Origin of the sequence: Spongiibacter tropicus DSM 19543, from assembly GCF_000420325.1 — a bacterium.
In the GTDB taxonomy this organism is placed as follows: Bacteria; Pseudomonadota; Gammaproteobacteria; order Pseudomonadales; family Spongiibacteraceae; genus Spongiibacter; species Spongiibacter tropicus.
The window spans coordinates 168974-185890 of record NZ_ATUS01000001.1 but is presented as its reverse complement, the minus strand read 5'-3'; the positions used below and the strand labels follow the sequence as shown (position 1 = coordinate 185890).

20 protein-coding genes are annotated in these 16917 nt (G+C 55.9%); 17 read left to right on the top strand and 3 right to left on the bottom strand.

Features of this window, described 5'->3' with window-relative positions; genetic code table 11:
* Positions 1–31: 31 nt before the first annotated feature.
* The 3 genes from G411_RS0100955 to G411_RS0100945 form a co-directional block, all read right to left on the bottom strand.
* The gene (locus tag G411_RS0100955) at positions 32–700 is read right to left on the bottom strand and encodes a Bax inhibitor-1/YccA family protein (RefSeq protein WP_022957294.1); all 669 of its coding nucleotides are present in this window, start codon (positions 698–700) and stop codon (positions 32–34) included.
* A 940-nt stretch (positions 701–1640) separates the two neighbouring features.
* Positions 1641–2648, bottom strand: coding sequence for a phage portal protein (locus G411_RS0100950; protein WP_022957293.1), 1008 nt, complete (start codon positions 2646–2648; stop codon positions 1641–1643).
* Positions 2648–4396 carry a terminase large subunit domain-containing protein gene (locus G411_RS0100945; RefSeq protein WP_022957292.1) on the bottom strand — a complete coding sequence of 583 codons (1749 nt, stop codon included), beginning with the start codon at positions 4394–4396 and terminating at the stop codon, positions 2648–2650. The genes G411_RS0100950 and G411_RS0100945 overlap by 1 nt, the downstream gene beginning before the upstream one ends.
* Positions 4397–4554: 158 nt before the next feature.
* On the opposite strand from G411_RS0100945, the gene G411_RS0100940 reads away from it, so the two are divergent.
* The 17 genes from G411_RS0100940 (at position 4555) to G411_RS0100860 (ending at position 16913) form a co-directional block, all read left to right on the top strand.
* Complete coding sequence (locus G411_RS0100940; protein WP_022957291.1) at positions 4555–5400, top strand: GPO family capsid scaffolding protein; 846 nt, start codon at positions 4555–4557, stop codon at positions 5398–5400.
* 51 nt (positions 5401–5451) lie between these two features.
* Positions 5452–6495 (top strand): phage major capsid protein, P2 family, encoded by a 1044-nt coding sequence (locus G411_RS0100935; RefSeq protein WP_022957290.1) that lies wholly within the window; start codon positions 5452–5454, stop codon positions 6493–6495.
* Between the two features lie 57 nt (positions 6496–6552).
* Positions 6553–7203, top strand: coding sequence for a phage terminase small subunit (gene gpM / locus G411_RS0100930; protein ID WP_028968024.1), 651 nt, complete (start codon positions 6553–6555; stop codon positions 7201–7203).
* 106 nt (positions 7204–7309) lie between these two features.
* Complete coding sequence (locus tag G411_RS0100925; RefSeq protein ID WP_022957288.1) at positions 7310–7792, top strand: head completion/stabilization protein; 483 nt, start codon at positions 7310–7312, stop codon at positions 7790–7792.
* The gene (locus G411_RS0100920) at positions 7792–7998 is read left to right on the top strand and encodes a tail protein X (RefSeq protein ID WP_022957287.1); all 207 of its coding nucleotides are present in this window, start codon (positions 7792–7794) and stop codon (positions 7996–7998) included. The genes G411_RS0100925 and G411_RS0100920 overlap by 1 nt, the downstream gene beginning before the upstream one ends.
* The gene (locus G411_RS21245) at positions 7989–8519 is read left to right on the top strand and encodes a glycoside hydrolase family 108 protein (protein WP_022957286.1); all 531 of its coding nucleotides are present in this window, start codon (positions 7989–7991) and stop codon (positions 8517–8519) included. The genes G411_RS0100920 and G411_RS21245 overlap by 10 nt, the downstream gene beginning before the upstream one ends.
* Positions 8509–8868, top strand: a complete 360-nt coding sequence (locus G411_RS21240; protein ID WP_022957285.1) for a hypothetical protein — start codon at positions 8509–8511, stop codon at positions 8866–8868. Before G411_RS21245 ends, G411_RS21240 begins: the two co-directional genes overlap by 11 nt.
* Positions 8865–9134 carry a hypothetical protein gene (locus G411_RS0100905; RefSeq protein WP_022957284.1) on the top strand — a complete coding sequence of 90 codons (270 nt, stop codon included), beginning with the start codon at positions 8865–8867 and terminating at the stop codon, positions 9132–9134. Before G411_RS21240 ends, G411_RS0100905 begins: the two co-directional genes overlap by 4 nt.
* On the top strand, positions 9134–9601 hold the full coding sequence (locus G411_RS0100900) for a phage tail protein (RefSeq protein ID WP_022957283.1): 468 nt from the start codon (positions 9134–9136) through the stop codon (positions 9599–9601). The genes G411_RS0100905 and G411_RS0100900 overlap by 1 nt, the downstream gene beginning before the upstream one ends.
* Positions 9601–10056 (top strand): phage virion morphogenesis protein, encoded by a 456-nt coding sequence (locus G411_RS0100895; RefSeq protein WP_022957282.1) that lies wholly within the window; start codon positions 9601–9603, stop codon positions 10054–10056. Before G411_RS0100900 ends, G411_RS0100895 begins: the two co-directional genes overlap by 1 nt.
* Positions 10057–10151: 95 nt before the next feature.
* Entirely contained in the window at positions 10152–10793 is a 642-nt protein-coding gene (locus tag G411_RS18820) for a phage baseplate assembly protein V (RefSeq protein WP_022957281.1), read from the top strand.
* Positions 10790–11119, top strand: coding sequence for a GPW/gp25 family protein (locus tag G411_RS0100885; protein ID WP_022957280.1), 330 nt, complete (start codon positions 10790–10792; stop codon positions 11117–11119). The genes G411_RS18820 and G411_RS0100885 overlap by 4 nt, the downstream gene beginning before the upstream one ends.
* Positions 11119–12021: a baseplate assembly protein gene (locus G411_RS0100880; protein ID WP_022957279.1), complete on the top strand. Its 903-nt coding sequence runs from the start codon at positions 11119–11121 to the stop codon at positions 12019–12021. Before G411_RS0100885 ends, G411_RS0100880 begins: the two co-directional genes overlap by 1 nt.
* Complete coding sequence (locus G411_RS0100875) at positions 12014–12601, top strand: phage tail protein I (protein WP_022957278.1); 588 nt, start codon at positions 12014–12016, stop codon at positions 12599–12601. The genes G411_RS0100880 and G411_RS0100875 overlap by 8 nt, the downstream gene beginning before the upstream one ends.
* A 1-nt stretch (position 12602) precedes the next feature.
* Positions 12603–14729, top strand: a complete 2127-nt coding sequence (locus G411_RS0100870; RefSeq protein WP_022957277.1) for an SGNH/GDSL hydrolase family protein — start codon at positions 12603–12605, stop codon at positions 14727–14729.
* A 10-nt stretch (positions 14730–14739) separates the two neighbouring features.
* On the top strand, positions 14740–15492 hold the full coding sequence (locus tag G411_RS0100865; protein ID WP_022957276.1) for a hypothetical protein: 753 nt from the start codon (positions 14740–14742) through the stop codon (positions 15490–15492).
* Between the two features lie 26 nt (positions 15493–15518).
* Positions 15519–16913 carry a phage tail-collar fiber domain-containing protein gene (locus tag G411_RS0100860; protein ID WP_022957275.1) on the top strand — a complete coding sequence of 465 codons (1395 nt, stop codon included), beginning with the start codon at positions 15519–15521 and terminating at the stop codon, positions 16911–16913.
* Positions 16914–16917 lie beyond the last annotated feature (4 nt).

Genomic DNA, 16917 nt, shown 5'->3' with positions numbered 1-16917 from the left:
CCAGCCGCTTGCGCGGCTGGCATATCGTTGTTTAGTCGTCGCTGAAAACGCCCAGCAGGCTCAACAGGTGAACAAAGAGATTGTAGATGTCCAGATACAGCGCAACGGTGGCGCGGATGTAGTTGGTTTCACCGCCGTGAATAATGCGGCTGGTATCAAACAGAATCAGTGCAGACATGATGAAGACCGCTGCGGCCGAAATCGCGAGTGAAACCGCTGCAACCTGGAAAAAGAGGTTGGCGATGCTCGCTCCGACGATGACCAGTAGGCCAACCATCAGGAAGCCGCCCATAAAGGAGAAGTCCTTTCGGGTGGTGAGTGCATAGGCGGAAAGACCAAAGAACACAATGGCTGTGCCACCCAGCGCTTGCATGACGAGCGAAGGGCCGTTTGGCAGCGCCAAATAAGCTTGAAGCATGGGCCCCAACGACGCGCCCATCATTGCGGTGAACACAAATGTGGCGATGAGCCCCTTGCCTGAGTTGGCTGTGGCGTTGACGACAAACAGCATGACCAGTGAGCCGAGCATCAAGCCCAGTGCGGCTCCTCGGCCAAGGTCCATTGCCATGGCGACACCGGCGAACAGGGCGCTGTTGAGCAGGGTAAGTCCCAGCAGCATGTAGGTATTGCGCAAAACCTTGTTTATTTCGACGGCCGGCGCGGTGGCCGCGTTGGTCTGAAATACAGGCTTATCTTGCATGGTTTTCTCCGTAAATAAGCAAAGCACTCATCAGATGATACGCATAGAAAAGCTGTTTGGAAACACGATTCGGTGCTTTTTGCGAGGACGCTTGCGACACAGATTGAAGGTGTTGGGAGGGAATTTGCAGGGGGAGAAAAATGGCGGAGGGGCAGGGATTCGAACCCTGTCGCGATGCGGCCTGCTCTATATAAATCAATGGGTTACGACTGCAAATAGCAGATTCAAGGTGCCGGTTTAGTCCCGGAGCGGTCCCAGCATGCTGGTGACAGTATTCAGCGTGGGAGCAAAAGCCTCCCTGCGTAAGGGGTTCGCTCAGAATGTGTGGGGGGTTCGGAAAAGCGTAATTTCTGTAATTTGAGCGCGAGGCCGCTTTATCTCGTTGTTTTTAAATGGAAAACTTGACTTGATGAATGTAATTATTGTGTTAAAAAACGTAATTTAGTTACAGTATTTGTAGTAATATTTCCAATAAATAATATCTATAAAAATCAATAAGTTATAAATTAATTACGTTTTGAGTTACGATAAATTACACCCTTTTGTAACTTTAAAACCCTTTTAAAACAATGGGTTACGCATGATTATGGGGGGTGTTCATAGAAATTACACTTTTCCGACACCCCCCTTGCTCCTCAGAGGCTGCCTGCTGTTATGGATTTCTGCATAGCCAGATAAATCTGCAATAAATCAGTGAGTTACGAAATTTCCGCAAAGCTGCGCGGTAGCTAGTTCCCGCCTACTTATGCATCTGCAAAAAATCTTTGACATAAAGCGCGGAGGCGCGGCGGGGGGCGAACTGCGCGCGCCGGGGGCTGGCCCTCCCCCTGAGGGGTGCGAAGGCAGGAGGCGCATCGAAATGGTGCGAAATTTGGGCATAAAAAAGCCGCGCTAGGCGCGGCAACTGGGTGGTGGGGTGGAGCTATCTGATGCTGGCGACTCAGACTTGGCTGATGCCTTCTATGGTGTAGGGGTTGAAGGTGATCACCTCTTCACCGAGCCAGTCATTTAGCTGTCGGTAGCGCTCCTGCGAGGGCTCTATTTCATTTGCGGCGAACACTCTGGCGGCAACAGCTGGGTCGCTCAGGCCGCTGGTGTTGGTGGGAATTACACCCATGAGCTGGGGCGGTACGCGGTGGCCTGCCATAAGGTCGTCGCGGGTGACGTTTTTGATGTTGAAGAACTCGTCCTTGGCGCTGACTTCGCTAATGGGGATGATCTGCATGCCGTCTTTTTTGCCGTTGGGCGCGTACATGAACAGGTTTTTGAAGTTGCCGGGGCCTTTGCTTTCCTTCATGGCCTTGCGGATCGCGTCCACATCCTCGCCATTTTGGCTCGCGTCGGTCATGTAGAGAATGAAGCCTGCGTGGCTGCCGTTGTCGTAATACCGCCGGCGGAAGATGGTGGCGCTTTCGTTCAGCCAGGCGCTCTGCAGGCTGGACATGTATTCCGGCACGCCGTAAATCTCCTGGTTGATATCCGGCTGCAGCAGGTGGAATACCGATCCCGCCGAAAACTCGTGCGGGTTGCCAGCGTCATGGATAAACCAGTAGGTGTCGTCTTTGCCACGACGGGTGTACTTACTCAAACTATGTCGCAGTCGAATTGGCGTACCCAAGCGGCTGTCCTCTCTCTCCAGATAGGCATTGCCGAACACCAGATCATCGAGGACGAATTTTTCAAACTCCTGACGGCTTAACAGCGGGTGAGGGCGGAAGGTTTTCACCAGCACATTCTTTTTCACCTGGATCGCGCTGGAGTGGTGTGGGTTGGCCCGGTAGGTTTTGGCCAGGCCATTGACTGACACCGGCGGCTCATACCATTTGCCGCTAAACCACGACTCGGTGTAGCCCAAGATATCCCGTGCGGCCAGCACTGGCTCGGCATCGCCAAAGGTGAACACCTCGGTTTTTTGCTTTTTGGCGGGTTTGGATTTCGCGGTGGCCATCAGAACAACTCCAATATGCTGTTATTGCCCGCGCTCTCATGAAGCGGGGCGTTGTCGAGTGCGTGCATTAGCGCCCAAGCCAAATCGGCGTGGCCGCTTTCGTTGGTGCGGCTGGCTTGGTAGGTCATCTGTCCGCCGCCGGCGGTCATGGTCCGCTTGATCATCAGCATGGCGTGAACCATATCCGTCCAGCCGTTATCAAACTCAAGGCGACCATGGGAAATAATGTCCTTGGCCTTGAGTACCATTTGGGCCTTAATGCCAGGGTTATAGTCGTAACCGACAGCGCGGGGGAAAAAACGGCGCACCATATCAAACACACCGGTGCCAATCGCGGTTTTATCGATGCCGATATGGGTAACGTTATAGATTTCGGTCAGCCGCTTGATGCGCTCAGCCTGGTCGACAAAGTCCATGCCCACCCAGTTGAGCTTATCCAAAATGCGGTGCTTACCACCCGGTACCGGCGAGGGCGCCACCACTACGCAACTGGCGTTATCACTGGTGCGCGACGGGTCGTAGCCTATCCACACGTCGCGGTTGCCGATCGGGCGAGGTGCCAGCGGTTTGTAGTCATCCCAGGCCACCCAGCTGTCCACCATGCAGGCCGTCAGCTCGGTGAAGGAAAACACCGAGAAGGTGTCGTCCACGAACTGGCACATAAAGAGGTTTTCCATTTCCTCTGGGCTGTACTCCAGCCGCAACTGCTCAATATCAAACAGGTCGCAGCCTTTGGCCTCGGCATCCAGCAAGGTAACGATCTGCCGCCATTGGCCGTCCTCACACATGCGGCCGGGCGCCAGCTTTTTGTGCGAAACATCCAACTGGATTTGGTCTTCTTTTTTGCGACCGCGGTTAAACAGTGCACCGGTCCAGAATGGGTAGGCCTCGTGATTAACACTGGATGGCGTAGAAAAATAGGTCTGGCGCCACTTCTTGTGAGCGGCCATGCCCGAGGCCACTTTGCGCAGATTCTGAAACCGCTGGATCCAGAAATACTCATCCACATACAAGTGGCCGTGGTAGCTCTGAGCCGTATTGGAATTGGTCGACAGAAATATCAGCTCAGCGCCATTGGGCAACACAATCGGGTCGCCAGTCAGCTCAACGTCAGCCCATTTCTTTGCCGCTTGCACCACGTAATTCCGAAAAACATGGGCCTGAGCCTTTGAGGCCGAGATAAAAATCTGGTTATCGCCAGTGGTGGCCGCATCGACCAAGGCCTCATTGGAAAAATAGTAGGTGGCGCCAATTTGGCGGCTCTTCAGAATATTTCGAATGCGGTGCAGAGTCTTTTTATGCAGCCACTCTTTTTGGTAGCCGAATATCTCATCCATGAAGCCTTCTTTGATGCGGTCCAGCGCTTCGGGCGAGATCTCGTTCTTGATTTTTTTATTGCTGCGCCGCTTTCCCCTGTTGCGATTACGCACGTTTGGGTTTAAATCTGCCTCGTTGCCGCCATCGTCATACCGGCGGATGCGCGCTGTGCGCTCAAGGCTTTTGGTCAGCACCTCAATCTCTTTCAGGTCCTGATCGGTTTTTTCATCTTTCTTCAAAAGCTGGCACAGTCGGGCATCAATAGATTGCTCAACCCGCTGCACGATGGGCGCATTGTCCCAATCGTCGCGACGCTTCCAGCTGTGCAGGGTAGGGCCGGGAACGCTCAGTCGAGTAGCGATCTCGGGAATGCGATAGCCCTGCCAATACAGCAGTCGCGCTTCTGTCCTGTCATCTGAGCCTGTTTTCATGCGCCCAGATTACGGGCAAAGCTGCCACCCCCTTATGCGGCCTCGGCGTAAACCGCCTGTTTACTCCTGCACCGCCTTGGCGTGTCAAAACAATTCCGCAACGCTACCGCTCAATAGCTGATTTCACAGCCCAACAGCCACCAAAGCGGATGCAGAACATGAAATCGAAATTTTTCCGAGTTGCCGTTGAAGGCCAGACCACCGATGGCCGCGCCATTACCCGCGAACAAATTGTGGACATGGCCAGCACCTACAGCCCTGAAAAATACGGCGCCCGTATTTGGATGGAACACATTCGTGGACTGTACGCCGACAGCTCCTTTCCTGCCTTGGGCGATGTGGTAGAGCTGAAAGCCGAGGAAATCAAAGACGGTGATCTGAAAGGCAAAATGGGCCTCTACGCCGCCATCAACCCCACCAAAGAGCTGCTGGCGATTAACGAAAAGCGGCAGAAAATTTATACCTCCATTGAATTGGACCCCGACTTCGCTGGCAGCGGCCAGGCCTATATGTTCGGCTTGGGCGTTACTGACAGCCCCGCCAGCCTCGGCACTGAGGCGCTGAAATTCTCTGCCGAAAAGCCCAATGCCGAAAAACTGCTGGCCAGCCGCAAAAATCGCCCGGAGAACCTGTTCAGCTCTGCCATGGAAGTGCAGATCGAGATGGAAGCCGAGAGCAAGCCCGAGGAAAACGGCCTGTTCTCAAAAATCAAAGAGCTGCTCAAGCGTGACAAAGCCGAAACTGGTGCCGAGTTTGGTGCGGCTATTAAAGACCAGAATGAGGCGGTGACCCTTCTTGCCAACGAAGTGGTGGCACTTACTAAAAAGATCGAAGGGATGGACGGTGCTACCGCATCCGCACAAGAAATCTCTGATCTGATGGAAAAATTCACCACGGTAAACAGCGAGCTGAACGCACTCAAAACCCAGCTTGGCAAAGAACACCAACACAGTCAGCGCCCCCCGGCCACCGGTGGTGACGGCGAAGTATTAGCAGACTGCTGAACCCAGCAGTAAACGAACTCAGTTAGAAAATTTTCACCAGGAGCAACAGGCATGCGTAAAGAAACCCGCGAAAAATACAACGGCTATTTGGCCCAGCAAGCCGCGCTGAATGCCATTGCGCTTGAAGATATCAAGGGGGGTACAAAGTTCGCTGTTGAGCCCTCAATTTCCCAAACCCTTGAAGACCGTATTCAGGAATCATCAGCCTTCCTGCAGAGCATCAACGTGGTTCCGGTTTCAGAGCAAGAGGGCGAAACCCTTGGCTTGGGTACCAGCTCAACCATCGCTGGCACGACCGATACCGACTCAAACGATCGCGCCACCACAGACCCAACCGGCCTGAACGCCTTCGGCTACCGCTGCGAGCAAACCAACTTCGACACCCACCTCAAATACGCGAAGATGGATATGTGGGCCAAGTTCCCGGATTTCCAAACCCGCATCCGCGACGCCATTCTGCGCCAGATCGCCCGCGACCGCCTGATGATCGGCTGGAACGGCACCAGCCGCGCCGCTACCTCAAACCGCACCACCAACCCTCTGCTGCAAGACGTTAGCAAGGGTTGGATTCAGTACGTGCGCGACAACGATGCCGCCCGCATCATGAGCGAGGTCGAAGCCGCATCTTCCGCCGTCAAGGTCGGCACCAACGCCGGTTACGACTACCAGAACCTGGATTCCCTGGTGTTCGACATCGTCGAAAACCTGCTGGACGAATGGCACGCCGAAGACACCGGGCTGGTGGCGATCATGGGCCGTCAACTGCTGGCGGATAAGTATTTCCCCATCATTGATGACAACAACACACCCACTGAGAAAATCGCCAGCGACATCATCATTTCCAGCAAGCGCGTTGGCGGTCTGCCAGCGGTGCGGGTGCCATTCTTCCCGCCGCGCACAATTGTGGTGACCACCTTGGACAACCTGTCCATCTACTGGCAAGAGGGCACGCGCCGCCGCACCGTGGTGGACAACGCCAAGCGCGACCGCGTCGAAGACTACCAGTCCATCAACGAAGACTACGTGGTGGAAGACACCGGCGCCTTCGCCGCTGTCGAGAATATCAAACTGTGGAACGGCACTGCCTACGCGTAAGCGTGGGTAGCTGCCGATACGGTTTACTGCACTAACCAGCAAAAAAACGGGGCGAACATGACACCAGCAGAGCGGCACCGCCAGCGCATGGCGGCCAAAGTCGAAGCAGAGAAAAACGCTGATCCAGCCAACACCCAAAGCCACACCGCCTACGAGCGGCAGTTGGTTTTGCTGGCTGAGCACAAGCGTCAGCTCAAAAGCATTCAGAGCATCGAGAAGAAAATCGAGCTTAAAAAGCAGCTTATTCCAGAATATCAGTCATACCTAAAAGGCATTTTAGAAGCCGACAAGGGGGGCGCGGACGAAGTGGTCACCACACTGTTGCTTTGGTGTATCGACGCAGGCCAACACTACGCCGCTTTGGCTCTGGCATCGTACTGCTTGCGGCACAATCTGCCCACGCCAGACGCCCACCAGCGCACCATGGGCACTGTGATCGCCGAAGAGTTTGCCGACTACAGCCTGAAAGGGGCAGAGGGCATCACGCTGGACATGTTGCAGCAAGTTCAGGAGCTGACCAAAGAGCAAGACATGCCCGACCAGGTGCGCGCCAAGCTGCATAAAGCCATCGGCTACTTGCTGCGAGATACCAACAAGTCCGCCGCCTTGGCAGAACTGCAACGGGCTTTGGAGCTGAACACCGCCGCTGGCGTGAAAAAAGACATTGAAAAACTGGAGCGGGAAATTAAAGCCGCTGCCAGTCAATAAGAGGGTCGCCCCGCCGACGGAAGACCCGGCTGGAGGTTTTGAAATTGGTCAAAGCTGAAAGCCGGGCGCTTCTTAACGCACTGGGCACATCAACATAGGTGAGATAATGGGCAGTTTTATCCCCAGCGGCCAAGCATCCCCCAGCAACGAGCCCGACCTGCCCAACATCCCCTTTTTTCCACCCGTCAGCCCGTCGCTTTTCCGCGATGCCATGGATGTAGACACCACCGTGTCTACCGAGCGCATCAACATGGCCCTGCAGCTCTCACTCATGGAAGTGAACAACAGCCTGGCCGTGTGGTCTGCCGCGCAAATTGAACTGGGCAATGCCACCCTGGCCGCCACCAAAGACACCGTCTATGGCGAGGACGAACAGGCCGTTAACCATCAAGAAAAACTCTACCAGTCTGCCGTGTTCCACCTCGCCAAAGCCCGCGTGGTAGAGCACATGCGCGACTTTGACAGCACCGCCGCCGGTCACAACAAGGCCGACGAACTCAGCCAGCCCATTGACGACTTCAAGCGCGAGGCTCGCCGCAACGTGCGGGCCATTATGGGCCAGCCCGGCACCGTGGTGGAGCTGATCTAATGCGCCAGATCCGCACCCTGCAGGGCGACACCGCCGACCTGATCTGCTACCGGGAGCTGGGTCGCACCGCTGGCGTCACCGAGCAACTGTACGAACTGAATCCACGTCTGGCGGATTATGGCTCAATACTGCCCAGCGGCTTACTCATCACCCTCCCAGACACACCCCAACGCGCACAGGCGCAGGGAATAAACGTATGGGATTAACCCGCGATAACTACAAAGTCGCGTTCACCTTCTCAATGCTGAAAGAGGGGGTCGACGCTGACGATCCCGCCGACCCCGGCGGCAAAACCCGCTATGGCATCAGCAGCGTGTACCACCCCGCCATGTGGGAAAACGGCCCGCCAAGCTGGGACGATGCGGTTGACTTCTACCGCCGCGAATTCTGGCAGATTTGCCGCTGTGATGAATTGCCCAGTGGAATAGACATCGTGCTGTTCGATGCCGCCATCCCTAGTGGCCCCGGCGATGCCATCCGTTGGCTTCAGCGGGCATTGGGCGCTAAGCAAGACGGCCTGTTTGGCCCCAAAACACTGGCAGCCGTGCAACGTGCAAGGCCCGAGACCGTCATCCGCGACATAACCGCCTTCCGGCTCCAGCACTATGTTCCCTTGTCGGCCTATGGCCGGTTTGGCCTTGGCTGGTTTCGTCGCGCCATCGAGTGCTACGGCCTGGGCATCGCTAACATCAATCCCGGTATCAAGGAGCCACACGATGGCCATTAAGCTGTTCTCCAAGTTGTTCGGCAGCGACGAGGTGGTTGGCAAAGCTGTAGATGGTGTATACAACGGCGTCGACAAGCTGGTGTTCACCGACGAAGAAAAGTCAGAGCGCTTTGCCATCCTGCTCAAGCTCTACGAGCCATTCAAACTCGCCCAGCGCCTTCTCGCGATGATTTTTGGCATCCCCTATGCGTTCGGCTGGCTGATAACCTTTCTGGCCTCGTTTTTTACCAGCGTAGAAGAGCAAATTGAGTTGCTGTCCGGCGATATGGGCAGCATAGTGCTGGCAATCGTCGCGTTTTATTTTTTAGGCGGGGCGGGAGAGTCCCTGTTGCGGGGCCGTGGCAAATGAGCGATTTCAGCAAGGAAGAAATCCAGGAGCTGGCCGACAAAGCCGCCGCCAAGGCCGTGCAAGACACCCTTAAATCGCTGGGTTTCGACATGGAAAACCCCATGGATATCCAGCGCAATATGCTTTACCTGGACACCCAGCGCCGTGCCACCGAGTCAGTCAGCAAGTTTACCCGCATCACCATTTGGGGGTTTGTTATCTCTGGAATCGTGTCGGCCATATCACTGGGTGTGATCTCCGGCATCAAAGGTGTGATGGCCCCGTAATGGAATTACTCGCCGCCCTGCGCAAACACATCCTTACCAGTCCGCTCGGCGTCAAGGCCGACAACCTGGTCACCTTTGCCAAAGACGGCGAAATCGTCAGCCATCAGGGCGACACCAACCACCATTTTGCCATCCGCTACGACGCCAACATCATAGTGGTGGATTACGGCAAAGCCCCCGACATGCTGTTTTACATTGTGCTCAACTGGCTCAAGGCCAATAACGCCAACCACCAGGCCAACGCCATCCGCTTTAATGCCGACATCATCGACCACAAAAAAACCGATGTAGAAATCATCGTGCGGTTGGAAGAACTGGTGGGCGCCAACGAAGTCGAGGGCGGCATCCAGCTGGTACACAACGGCGTTGCGCCCATCGATGTTGTGCCGCTCAGTGCGGGGGAGTGGGAGCTTTACATCCCGCCCGATCCTGACCCCGTGGCCGACTGGGTTGCCAGGGGCGAATAGTGGCCGCCGAATATACCGACGCCACCCTCAACGACTGGCTCAGCGCCACCCTGGCGCCACTGTCACCGGCCAGCCGCCGACAGCTTATGCGCGATATCGCCCTGTATTTGCGCCAGTCGCAAAGCCAGCGCATTGCCGCCCAGCAAAACCCCGACGGCACCGCCTTTGAGCCTCGCAAAAGCCGCGTGCAGAAGCCCGGCATTCGTCGCCGTGCCATGTTTGCCCGCATCCGCACCCGCAAGCACCTGCGCTACCGGGCCAGCGCCAACGAGGCCGCCGTGGGCTTCCGGGGCCGGGTGGCCGCTATTGCCGAGGTGCACCAGCACGGTCTTATTGCCGAGGTAGAACAGGGCGGGCCGCTGGTGAAATACGCCCAGCGGGAGCTGCTGGGTCTATCAGACGCCGACATGAGCCACATCGACACCCTGGTTAGCAAGCACCTTTCTGGGCGGTAAAAACCGCCCCATAAAATACCCCGCCAAGCCGTAAACCCGCCCGTTACACCGCCGCAGCCACTACGCGCGCGCATAAATCATCAACAATCACAGCCATGACCGAACTCGAACTCATCAGCGACCTGCAGCGCCGCATCGCCAATTTACTCACCTTGGGCATTGTGCACTCGGTGGACGGCATCTTTTGCCGGGTTGCCATTGGCGGTGATGCCAACAATCTCACCCCGCCTATCAAGTGGCTGGCAAGCCGCGCCGCGGATGAAAGGAGCTGGTCCCAACTCGACGTAGGCGAACAGGTCATGCTGTTGTGCCCCTCGGGTGACCCCGGCAACGCGGTGGCCCTGCCGGGTTTATACAGCGCCGCCAAGCCCGCCCCCAGCACCGACCCCGACGAAACCGTGAGCGTAATGCCCGATGGCGCCGTGTTCAGCTACCACCACGGCAACCAGCATTTATCCGTCACGCTGCCAGAAGGTGCGACCACCGAACTGGTTACCGACGGCGGCCTGCACATTGTCGGCGACACCGAAATAGACGGTAACGTCACCATCAACGGCACCACTCACAGCGCCGGTGCCATCACCACCGACGACGACATGGCCGCCGCTGGCAGTGTCCATGCCGACGGCGATGTGTCCGACGGCACCCGCTCCATGGCCGACGATCGCACCATTTACAACGACCACGATCACCCCATCGGCTCACCGAATACCGGCAAACCGGGGCAACAGCAGTGAATGGCGTAAACGCAAAAACCGGCAAAGCGCTGAGCGGGGCAGAGCACCTTCGCCAATCCATTGCCGACATCCTCACTACGCCAGTGGGCTCTCGGGTAATGCGCCGGGACTACGGCAGTCTGGTGCCGCTATTGATCGACCAGCCCCTCAACCCCGCGACCAAACTGCGGCTGTTTGCCGCCACGGCCCACGCCATAGCCAAGTGGGAGCCGCGATTTACGCTCACCAAGACCCGCTTTGGCCAGGCGGATACCGGCAAATTTGAGCTGCACGTTGAGGGCATTGATGAATCAGGCCAGCAAGTGCTGACGGGAGTGCCGCTGTAATGACCACCACATTTTCCGCCATCGACCTGTCGCAGTTGCCACCGCCCAATGTGGTCCAGCCCCTGGACTACGAAACCATCCTGGCAGAAATGATTGCCGACATGCGCGCCCGCCACCCGGATTTTGACGCCAATGTGGAATCAGACCCGGCCTATAAAATTCTGGAGGTGGCCGCTGCCCGTGAGCTGAACATCCGCCAGCGGGTTAACGACGGTGCCCGAGCCATTATGCTGGCCTATGCCAGCGGATCAGATCTGGATCAGATCGCTGCCAATAAAGAGCTCACCCGTTTTGTGCTCGACCCCGGCAACCCCAACGCCATCCCGCCTGTGCCGCCCACCTATGAGTCAGACGCCGACCTGCGCCGCCGGGTGCAACTGGCTGACGAAGCCCTGACCACGGCAGGCAGCCGGGGCAGTTACGTGGCGCTCACTCTGAACGCCGACGCCAGCGTTAAAGACGCCGACGCCGAAAGCCCAACCCCCGGCGAAGTGACTGTGTATGTTCTCAGCCGCACGGGTGACGGCACTGCCGACAGCGGCTTGATCGAGACGGTAGACGCGGCACTGAATGACGAAGACAAGCGGCCCATGACTGATAACGTCACTGTGCTGTCGGCCACCATCACCACCTACGCCATCGAGGCCGTGCTCACCATCTACCCCGGCCCCGATGCCATGGTAGTGCAGGCCAACGCCATTGCCGCCGCCCAGGCCTACGCCGACAGCATCCATAAGCTGGGCTACGACATTAAATTGTCTGCCGTATATGCCGCCCTGCACCAGCCTGGAGTTCAGTCAGTTGATCTGGTCCAGCCCGTCGCCGATGTCGCCATCGACACCGGCGAGGCCGCGTATTGCACCGCCTTTGATATCACCGTGGAGGGCGAAGCCGGTGTCTGATACCAGCCTGCTGCCCAAAAACGCAAGCGACTATGAGCTAGCGCTGGAAGCCGTCACCGCCCGGATCGGTGAAGTGCCGGTGGTCATGCGGGAGGTCTGGAACCCCGACACCTGCCCCTATGCGCTCTTGCCCTGGTTGGCCAGCGCCGCCTCGGTAGATGCCTGGGATGCCAACTGGACAGATGCCCAAAAGCGCGCCGCCATTAAAGCGTCGTTGGGTGTGCACCGCCGCAAGGGCAGCATCGGCGCCGTCAAGCGCGCCCTCAATGCCATTGGACTTGGCGTGAAGGTGCAGGAGTGGTTCAACCAAGACCCACCCGGCGACCCTTATACGTTCAACCTGATTTTTGAAACCGACCAGACCGGCATCCGCTTTGAAGATATCGACAAGATTCTGGCCGTGGTCGACAGCGCCAAAAGCCTGCGCTCACACCTGAATGAAATCATCTCCATTGTGATCAGCCGCAACCAGCCCGCGTTCGCCACCGCCAGCAACAGCGGCCATGAAGTCACCGTCAATCAATACGCCGACCCCATCGTTGTCATCAACGAGTTGGTTGTGCCCGTCACCGAGGCCTGAAATGGAAGTTAAAAATTACTTCGCCTTCACCGCAGAAAATAAACCGATTCCCTTTTGCACGGCTTACCTCTACGAAGCGGGCACCAGCAACCTGGTAAGCGGGCTGACCGATAAAAACGGCAACCCCATCGACAATCCCTTTCAGGCGGATAAAGACGGGCTGGTGCAGTTTGCAGGCCCCAATGGCGTGTATGACCTGCGGTTTAAAAGCAGCCTGCGGGACTATCGGATACGGGTGAGTATTGTTGATACGCCTGCGCTGTTGGCGGCGGCGACTTCTGCAGAAGCCAGCAAAGCGGCCGCAGAACTTGCTATGGGTGAAACTATTTTATCTAGGGATAAAGCCCAATTATCAGCCCTTCAAGCCGCTGCTGCAGGCCATGTTTATGAGAGCACTGCGATCGCTCATAGCTATGGTGTAGGCGGGGCTGTTATTAACAATGCCGGTAACGGTGCTACTGACGGCCAGTACAACATCCCTGTAATAGGTGACGGTGATGGGGCGCTTTATCGCGCAATATTCTCTGGCGGCGCCTTGATCGCTATGCTAGTACAGAGCAAGGGCGGAAACTATAGTTCAGCATCTTTCGATTTTTCGGCTGTGCCAGGATTTACTGGGGGTGATGTAACGCCTGTATTATTGCAAAACCGGCCTAGTGGCGAACTGTATGTGGTGCCTTTAAATGATGGGACTGGTGCCGCCAGATACTACATCAACAACAACGGCGCGGCGTATACCGAAGATGAATGGATTATACAGTCTGACTCTCTCATAAAAGCCGTTTTTGCAAACCACTCTGTTAGCTCTACGAAAATCCCTTTGTTTAAATTCCTCGACGGTCGGGTTCCTTTGTGGCTTGAAGGAAATATGCTTTCAGCAAAGGGGCTTTCTGGCGGACTGATGGATTTCGTTGAAAGTTGGTTGTTGGGAAAGGGCTTAATACTTGATAAAGGAGAAGTTGGCTATCCGGACTTTTCAATTTTAACCGCAGACAAAAAGGTCATCTTTCGATACCAAGGCGGGGTGGCTTACTATTATGGAAAATCTCCTAATGTTATTTCCCCAGAGAAATCTATTAGAGGTGCCAGTCTGTACGCGTATAAAACCGCGATTGCGAAAGCAATAGAGGGCGCCGGAAATATAATAAAGCTTGCGCTTACTGGTGATTCTTGGCGCGAGCGATGGCTAATACCTCAGCGCATAGCAGATCGGTTGTATGCGGTTTATGGCCAGGGTGCTGACGGCTGGATTCCGGTTTCATCCACTGACACGACCGAAGGCCTTACATCACGCAAGCCGTTAAATGGCGTGACAGTCGCTCGCAGCAACTTTGACCTGGTTGATATTAGCACCGATGCCAAAACAGGGTTATTTGGCCCAGATGGTCATCGCATCGACTGCAACACCGAGGCTGGAACAATCGCTATAACTGGCATCAGAGCTGAGACAATAAAAACCTACTATCTGGATACGGATGGGACTTGGGATTACAGGATTGACGGTGGCAGTTGGGTAACCGTCAATGAAGCGGGCTCTGGCAACACCTCGAAAATTGAAATATCTGGGCTTTCCGCCGCATTTACACACACGCTTGAGATTAGGACTGCTGGTAACGCCGGAACTGTAACGTTATTTGGCGTCTACGCTACTGGTATCAGCGGCATAGAGGTGTCAAAGATGGCGAACAGTGGTGCGACCGCGCCGCAGTATGCATCCATTGTTGATGATGAGAGTGTGCACTACATACTTCAGGATATTGGCGTTGATCTTGTCGAAGTTTGTTTGGGTACCAACGACTTTAACCAAGGCGTCGCGTTGGCAAGCTACCGATCAGGGCTTGAGTCATTGGGTTCTGCCTACAAATCTGCGCGGACTGAAACAGGCATTGTTATTACGTCTCCGCCGGCATGCAACGCCGCAGGCAGTTACCCGATGTCGTCATACAGGGATAGGGCAGCTGATGCAGCAAAAACACTGAAGTGTGAGCATTTTGATCAGTTCTCTCTTTTTGCAAGTTTTGATGTGATGAATAACCTTGGTCTTTGGGCGGATGGCTACCACCTTAATTTTATTGGCGGTCGATTCACAACCGAAGAACTTGTATCCGAATATTTAATCCCTTTTTGAGGCAATAGCTATGTCGATTTACGATTCTCGAGTGTTAACCCTTGGAGTCAACAGCAACGATGATGATTTGCCACATATATCGGAATTTTTACGCTATGTGCCAGAGGAGGATTTGGTTGAATTTTGGACGGCTTTATCAGGTTTAGGCTTGGATGACGAAGCCGCCGTTGAAAGCTGGGTGGGTGTGAATGGATCGACGGCAACACAAGTAGACGCCAGTAAGAAGCCGCTATTTTTGGTCGATGAAATTGCGCCAGGGATACCTGGGATAAAAGGTGATGGGACCAACGATATACTACAGACATCTGTCACGCCGCCTTCTCAGGGTGTTTTGTTAGCAGGATTTAAAACACCTCCGAGCTTGAGTGGCGTTAAGGTTCTTATGGGGTCTTATAGTGGGTCCGCTAGCTCTGCGATTTCCATCGGCTTCAACGGCACAGAGATCGCGGCTCAAGTTGGAGACCAGAATTTCACAACGCTAAAAGGCGGGCTGCTTACTCCGAGCACGCTATACATTGCAACGCTATCATGGAATGCAACTGACTGCTTTCTGCGGCTAAATGGAGAGCAGGTTGCCTCGGCATCTTGGGATGGGTCGGTTGGAACTGCGGTGCTAGGCTTGCTAGGAAGAAATGCTGGGTCTCCAAACTACAACACATTGGCAAGCCTTGGAGCTGCTGGCATTTATGGCGCGTTTAAGTCCGGCGCAGACATGGAATTAATCGAAGAGCGGTTAGCGAATTCAATAGGCCTGTCCATCTAAATCTAAATGCTGATAGAGAGCCTACCATGCCAAACTTCAAAACAATCCACACCGCCTACGCCCTGGAGCGCCTTGCCGCCGCTGAGCTGAGCGGCGAGCCCATCAACCTGGTGGAGATCGCCGTGGGCGATGGCAACGGCAACGAGGTTTACCCCGACGAAGGCCAGGCCACACTGGTGCGGGAGCGTTTCCGTGATGTGGTCAACCGGGTATATCAAGACCCGGAGGACAACACCCGCTACACCGCAGAGCTGATTATTCCCGCCACGGAAGGGGGGTTCACGCTGCGGGAAATTGGCGTGTTTGATGACCAGGGCGGGCTGTTCGTTGTCGGAAACTTGCCGGACACCTACAAACCCACCGAAGCCGATGGCGCGTTTTCCGATACGGTATTGCGGGTTGAATTTGCCGTTAGTAATACGGCTGTGATTACTCTGCAGGTCGACCCCAACGTGGCGGTGGCCACCCAAACGTGGATCATCAATAACATCAAGATGGCCACGCTCACGCCGGGTGGTACTACGGGCCAGGTGCTGCGAAAGCAGTCCAACACCGACGGCGATGTGGACTGGGAAGACCCCGACGTGGCCAATATCACGGTGGACACTATCGAAGAGGAGCAGACCCTGGCCGACAGCCAAACCCAAGTGGATTTGGCGGTGGTCAGCACCCGGGGGCTGGCGGTGTACATTGACGGCCAACGGCTTTACCCGGGGGCAGGGGCCGATCAGTGGCAGAAGGCGGCGGCGCCCAATGATGAAACCCGCATCATCCTGGGCCAAAGCTACACCGCCGGCACCAAGATCATCTGCGCCCAGAACGAGCCCACCGGCAGCGCGCCTGCGCCGCTGGAAAAGAGCAAAAACCTGTCTGATGTGGCCAGCGTAGCGACCGCCCGGGCAAACCTCAGCGTGTACAGCAAAGCGGAGGCAGATCAGAAGGCACCCCCGGGGCTGGTGGGCATGTTTGCCCGCAACTCGGCGCCGACGGGCTGGCTCAAAGCCAACGGCGCGTTGGTGAGCCGCACAGCCTATGCCAACCTCTTTGCTGCGATCGGCACCACCTTTGGCAATGGCGATGGCTTTAACACCTTTGCGCTGCCGGATCTGCGCGGAGAGTTTATGCGAGGCTGGGATGACAGCCGCGGCATTGATTCCGGCCGGTCCTTTGGCTCAGCCCAAGGCTCAGATAACAAGGCCCACACCCACTTTTCGTTTACGTCAGACACTGGCTCAGTTAACCCGCAAAGCAGCCCCATTACCGCCGGTAATAGCCCGGTGCCGAGGAGTGCCACCGGGGGCGAGGCTAACGCTCATATTGCCGGTAGAACGGCTACGCCATCGGTGGGCCTCACATCGTCATCGGGCGGCAGTGAGGCGCGCCCGCGCAATATTGCCATGCTGGCCTGCATCAAGTATTAAAGGA

Coding starts and splice junctions, on each gene's coding strand:
- G411_RS0100955 (WP_022957294.1), bottom strand. CDS start 700: ATGCAAGATAAGCCTGTATTTCAGACCAACGCGGCCACCGCGCCGGCC.
- G411_RS0100950 (WP_022957293.1), bottom strand. CDS start 2,648: ATGGCCACCGCGAAATCCAAACCCGCCAAAAAGCAAAAAACCGAGGTG.
- G411_RS0100945 (WP_022957292.1), bottom strand. CDS start 4,396: ATGAAAACAGGCTCAGATGACAGGACAGAAGCGCGACTGCTGTATTGG.
- G411_RS0100940 (WP_022957291.1), top strand. CDS start 4,555: ATGAAATCGAAATTTTTCCGAGTTGCCGTTGAAGGCCAGACCACCGAT.
- G411_RS0100935 (WP_022957290.1), top strand. CDS start 5,452: ATGCGTAAAGAAACCCGCGAAAAATACAACGGCTATTTGGCCCAGCAA.
- gpM (WP_028968024.1), top strand. CDS start 6,553: ATGACACCAGCAGAGCGGCACCGCCAGCGCATGGCGGCCAAAGTCGAA.
- G411_RS0100925 (WP_022957288.1), top strand. CDS start 7,310: ATGGGCAGTTTTATCCCCAGCGGCCAAGCATCCCCCAGCAACGAGCCC.
- G411_RS0100920 (WP_022957287.1), top strand. CDS start 7,792: ATGCGCCAGATCCGCACCCTGCAGGGCGACACCGCCGACCTGATCTGC.
- G411_RS21245 (WP_022957286.1), top strand. CDS start 7,989: ATGGGATTAACCCGCGATAACTACAAAGTCGCGTTCACCTTCTCAATG.
- G411_RS21240 (WP_022957285.1), top strand. CDS start 8,509: ATGGCCATTAAGCTGTTCTCCAAGTTGTTCGGCAGCGACGAGGTGGTT.
- G411_RS0100905 (WP_022957284.1), top strand. CDS start 8,865: ATGAGCGATTTCAGCAAGGAAGAAATCCAGGAGCTGGCCGACAAAGCC.
- G411_RS0100900 (WP_022957283.1), top strand. CDS start 9,134: ATGGAATTACTCGCCGCCCTGCGCAAACACATCCTTACCAGTCCGCTC.
- G411_RS18820 (WP_022957281.1), top strand. CDS start 10,152: ATGACCGAACTCGAACTCATCAGCGACCTGCAGCGCCGCATCGCCAAT.
- G411_RS0100880 (WP_022957279.1), top strand. CDS start 11,119: ATGACCACCACATTTTCCGCCATCGACCTGTCGCAGTTGCCACCGCCC.
- G411_RS0100870 (WP_022957277.1), top strand. CDS start 12,603: ATGGAAGTTAAAAATTACTTCGCCTTCACCGCAGAAAATAAACCGATT.
- G411_RS0100865 (WP_022957276.1), top strand. CDS start 14,740: ATGTCGATTTACGATTCTCGAGTGTTAACCCTTGGAGTCAACAGCAAC.
- G411_RS0100860 (WP_022957275.1), top strand. CDS start 15,519: ATGCCAAACTTCAAAACAATCCACACCGCCTACGCCCTGGAGCGCCTT.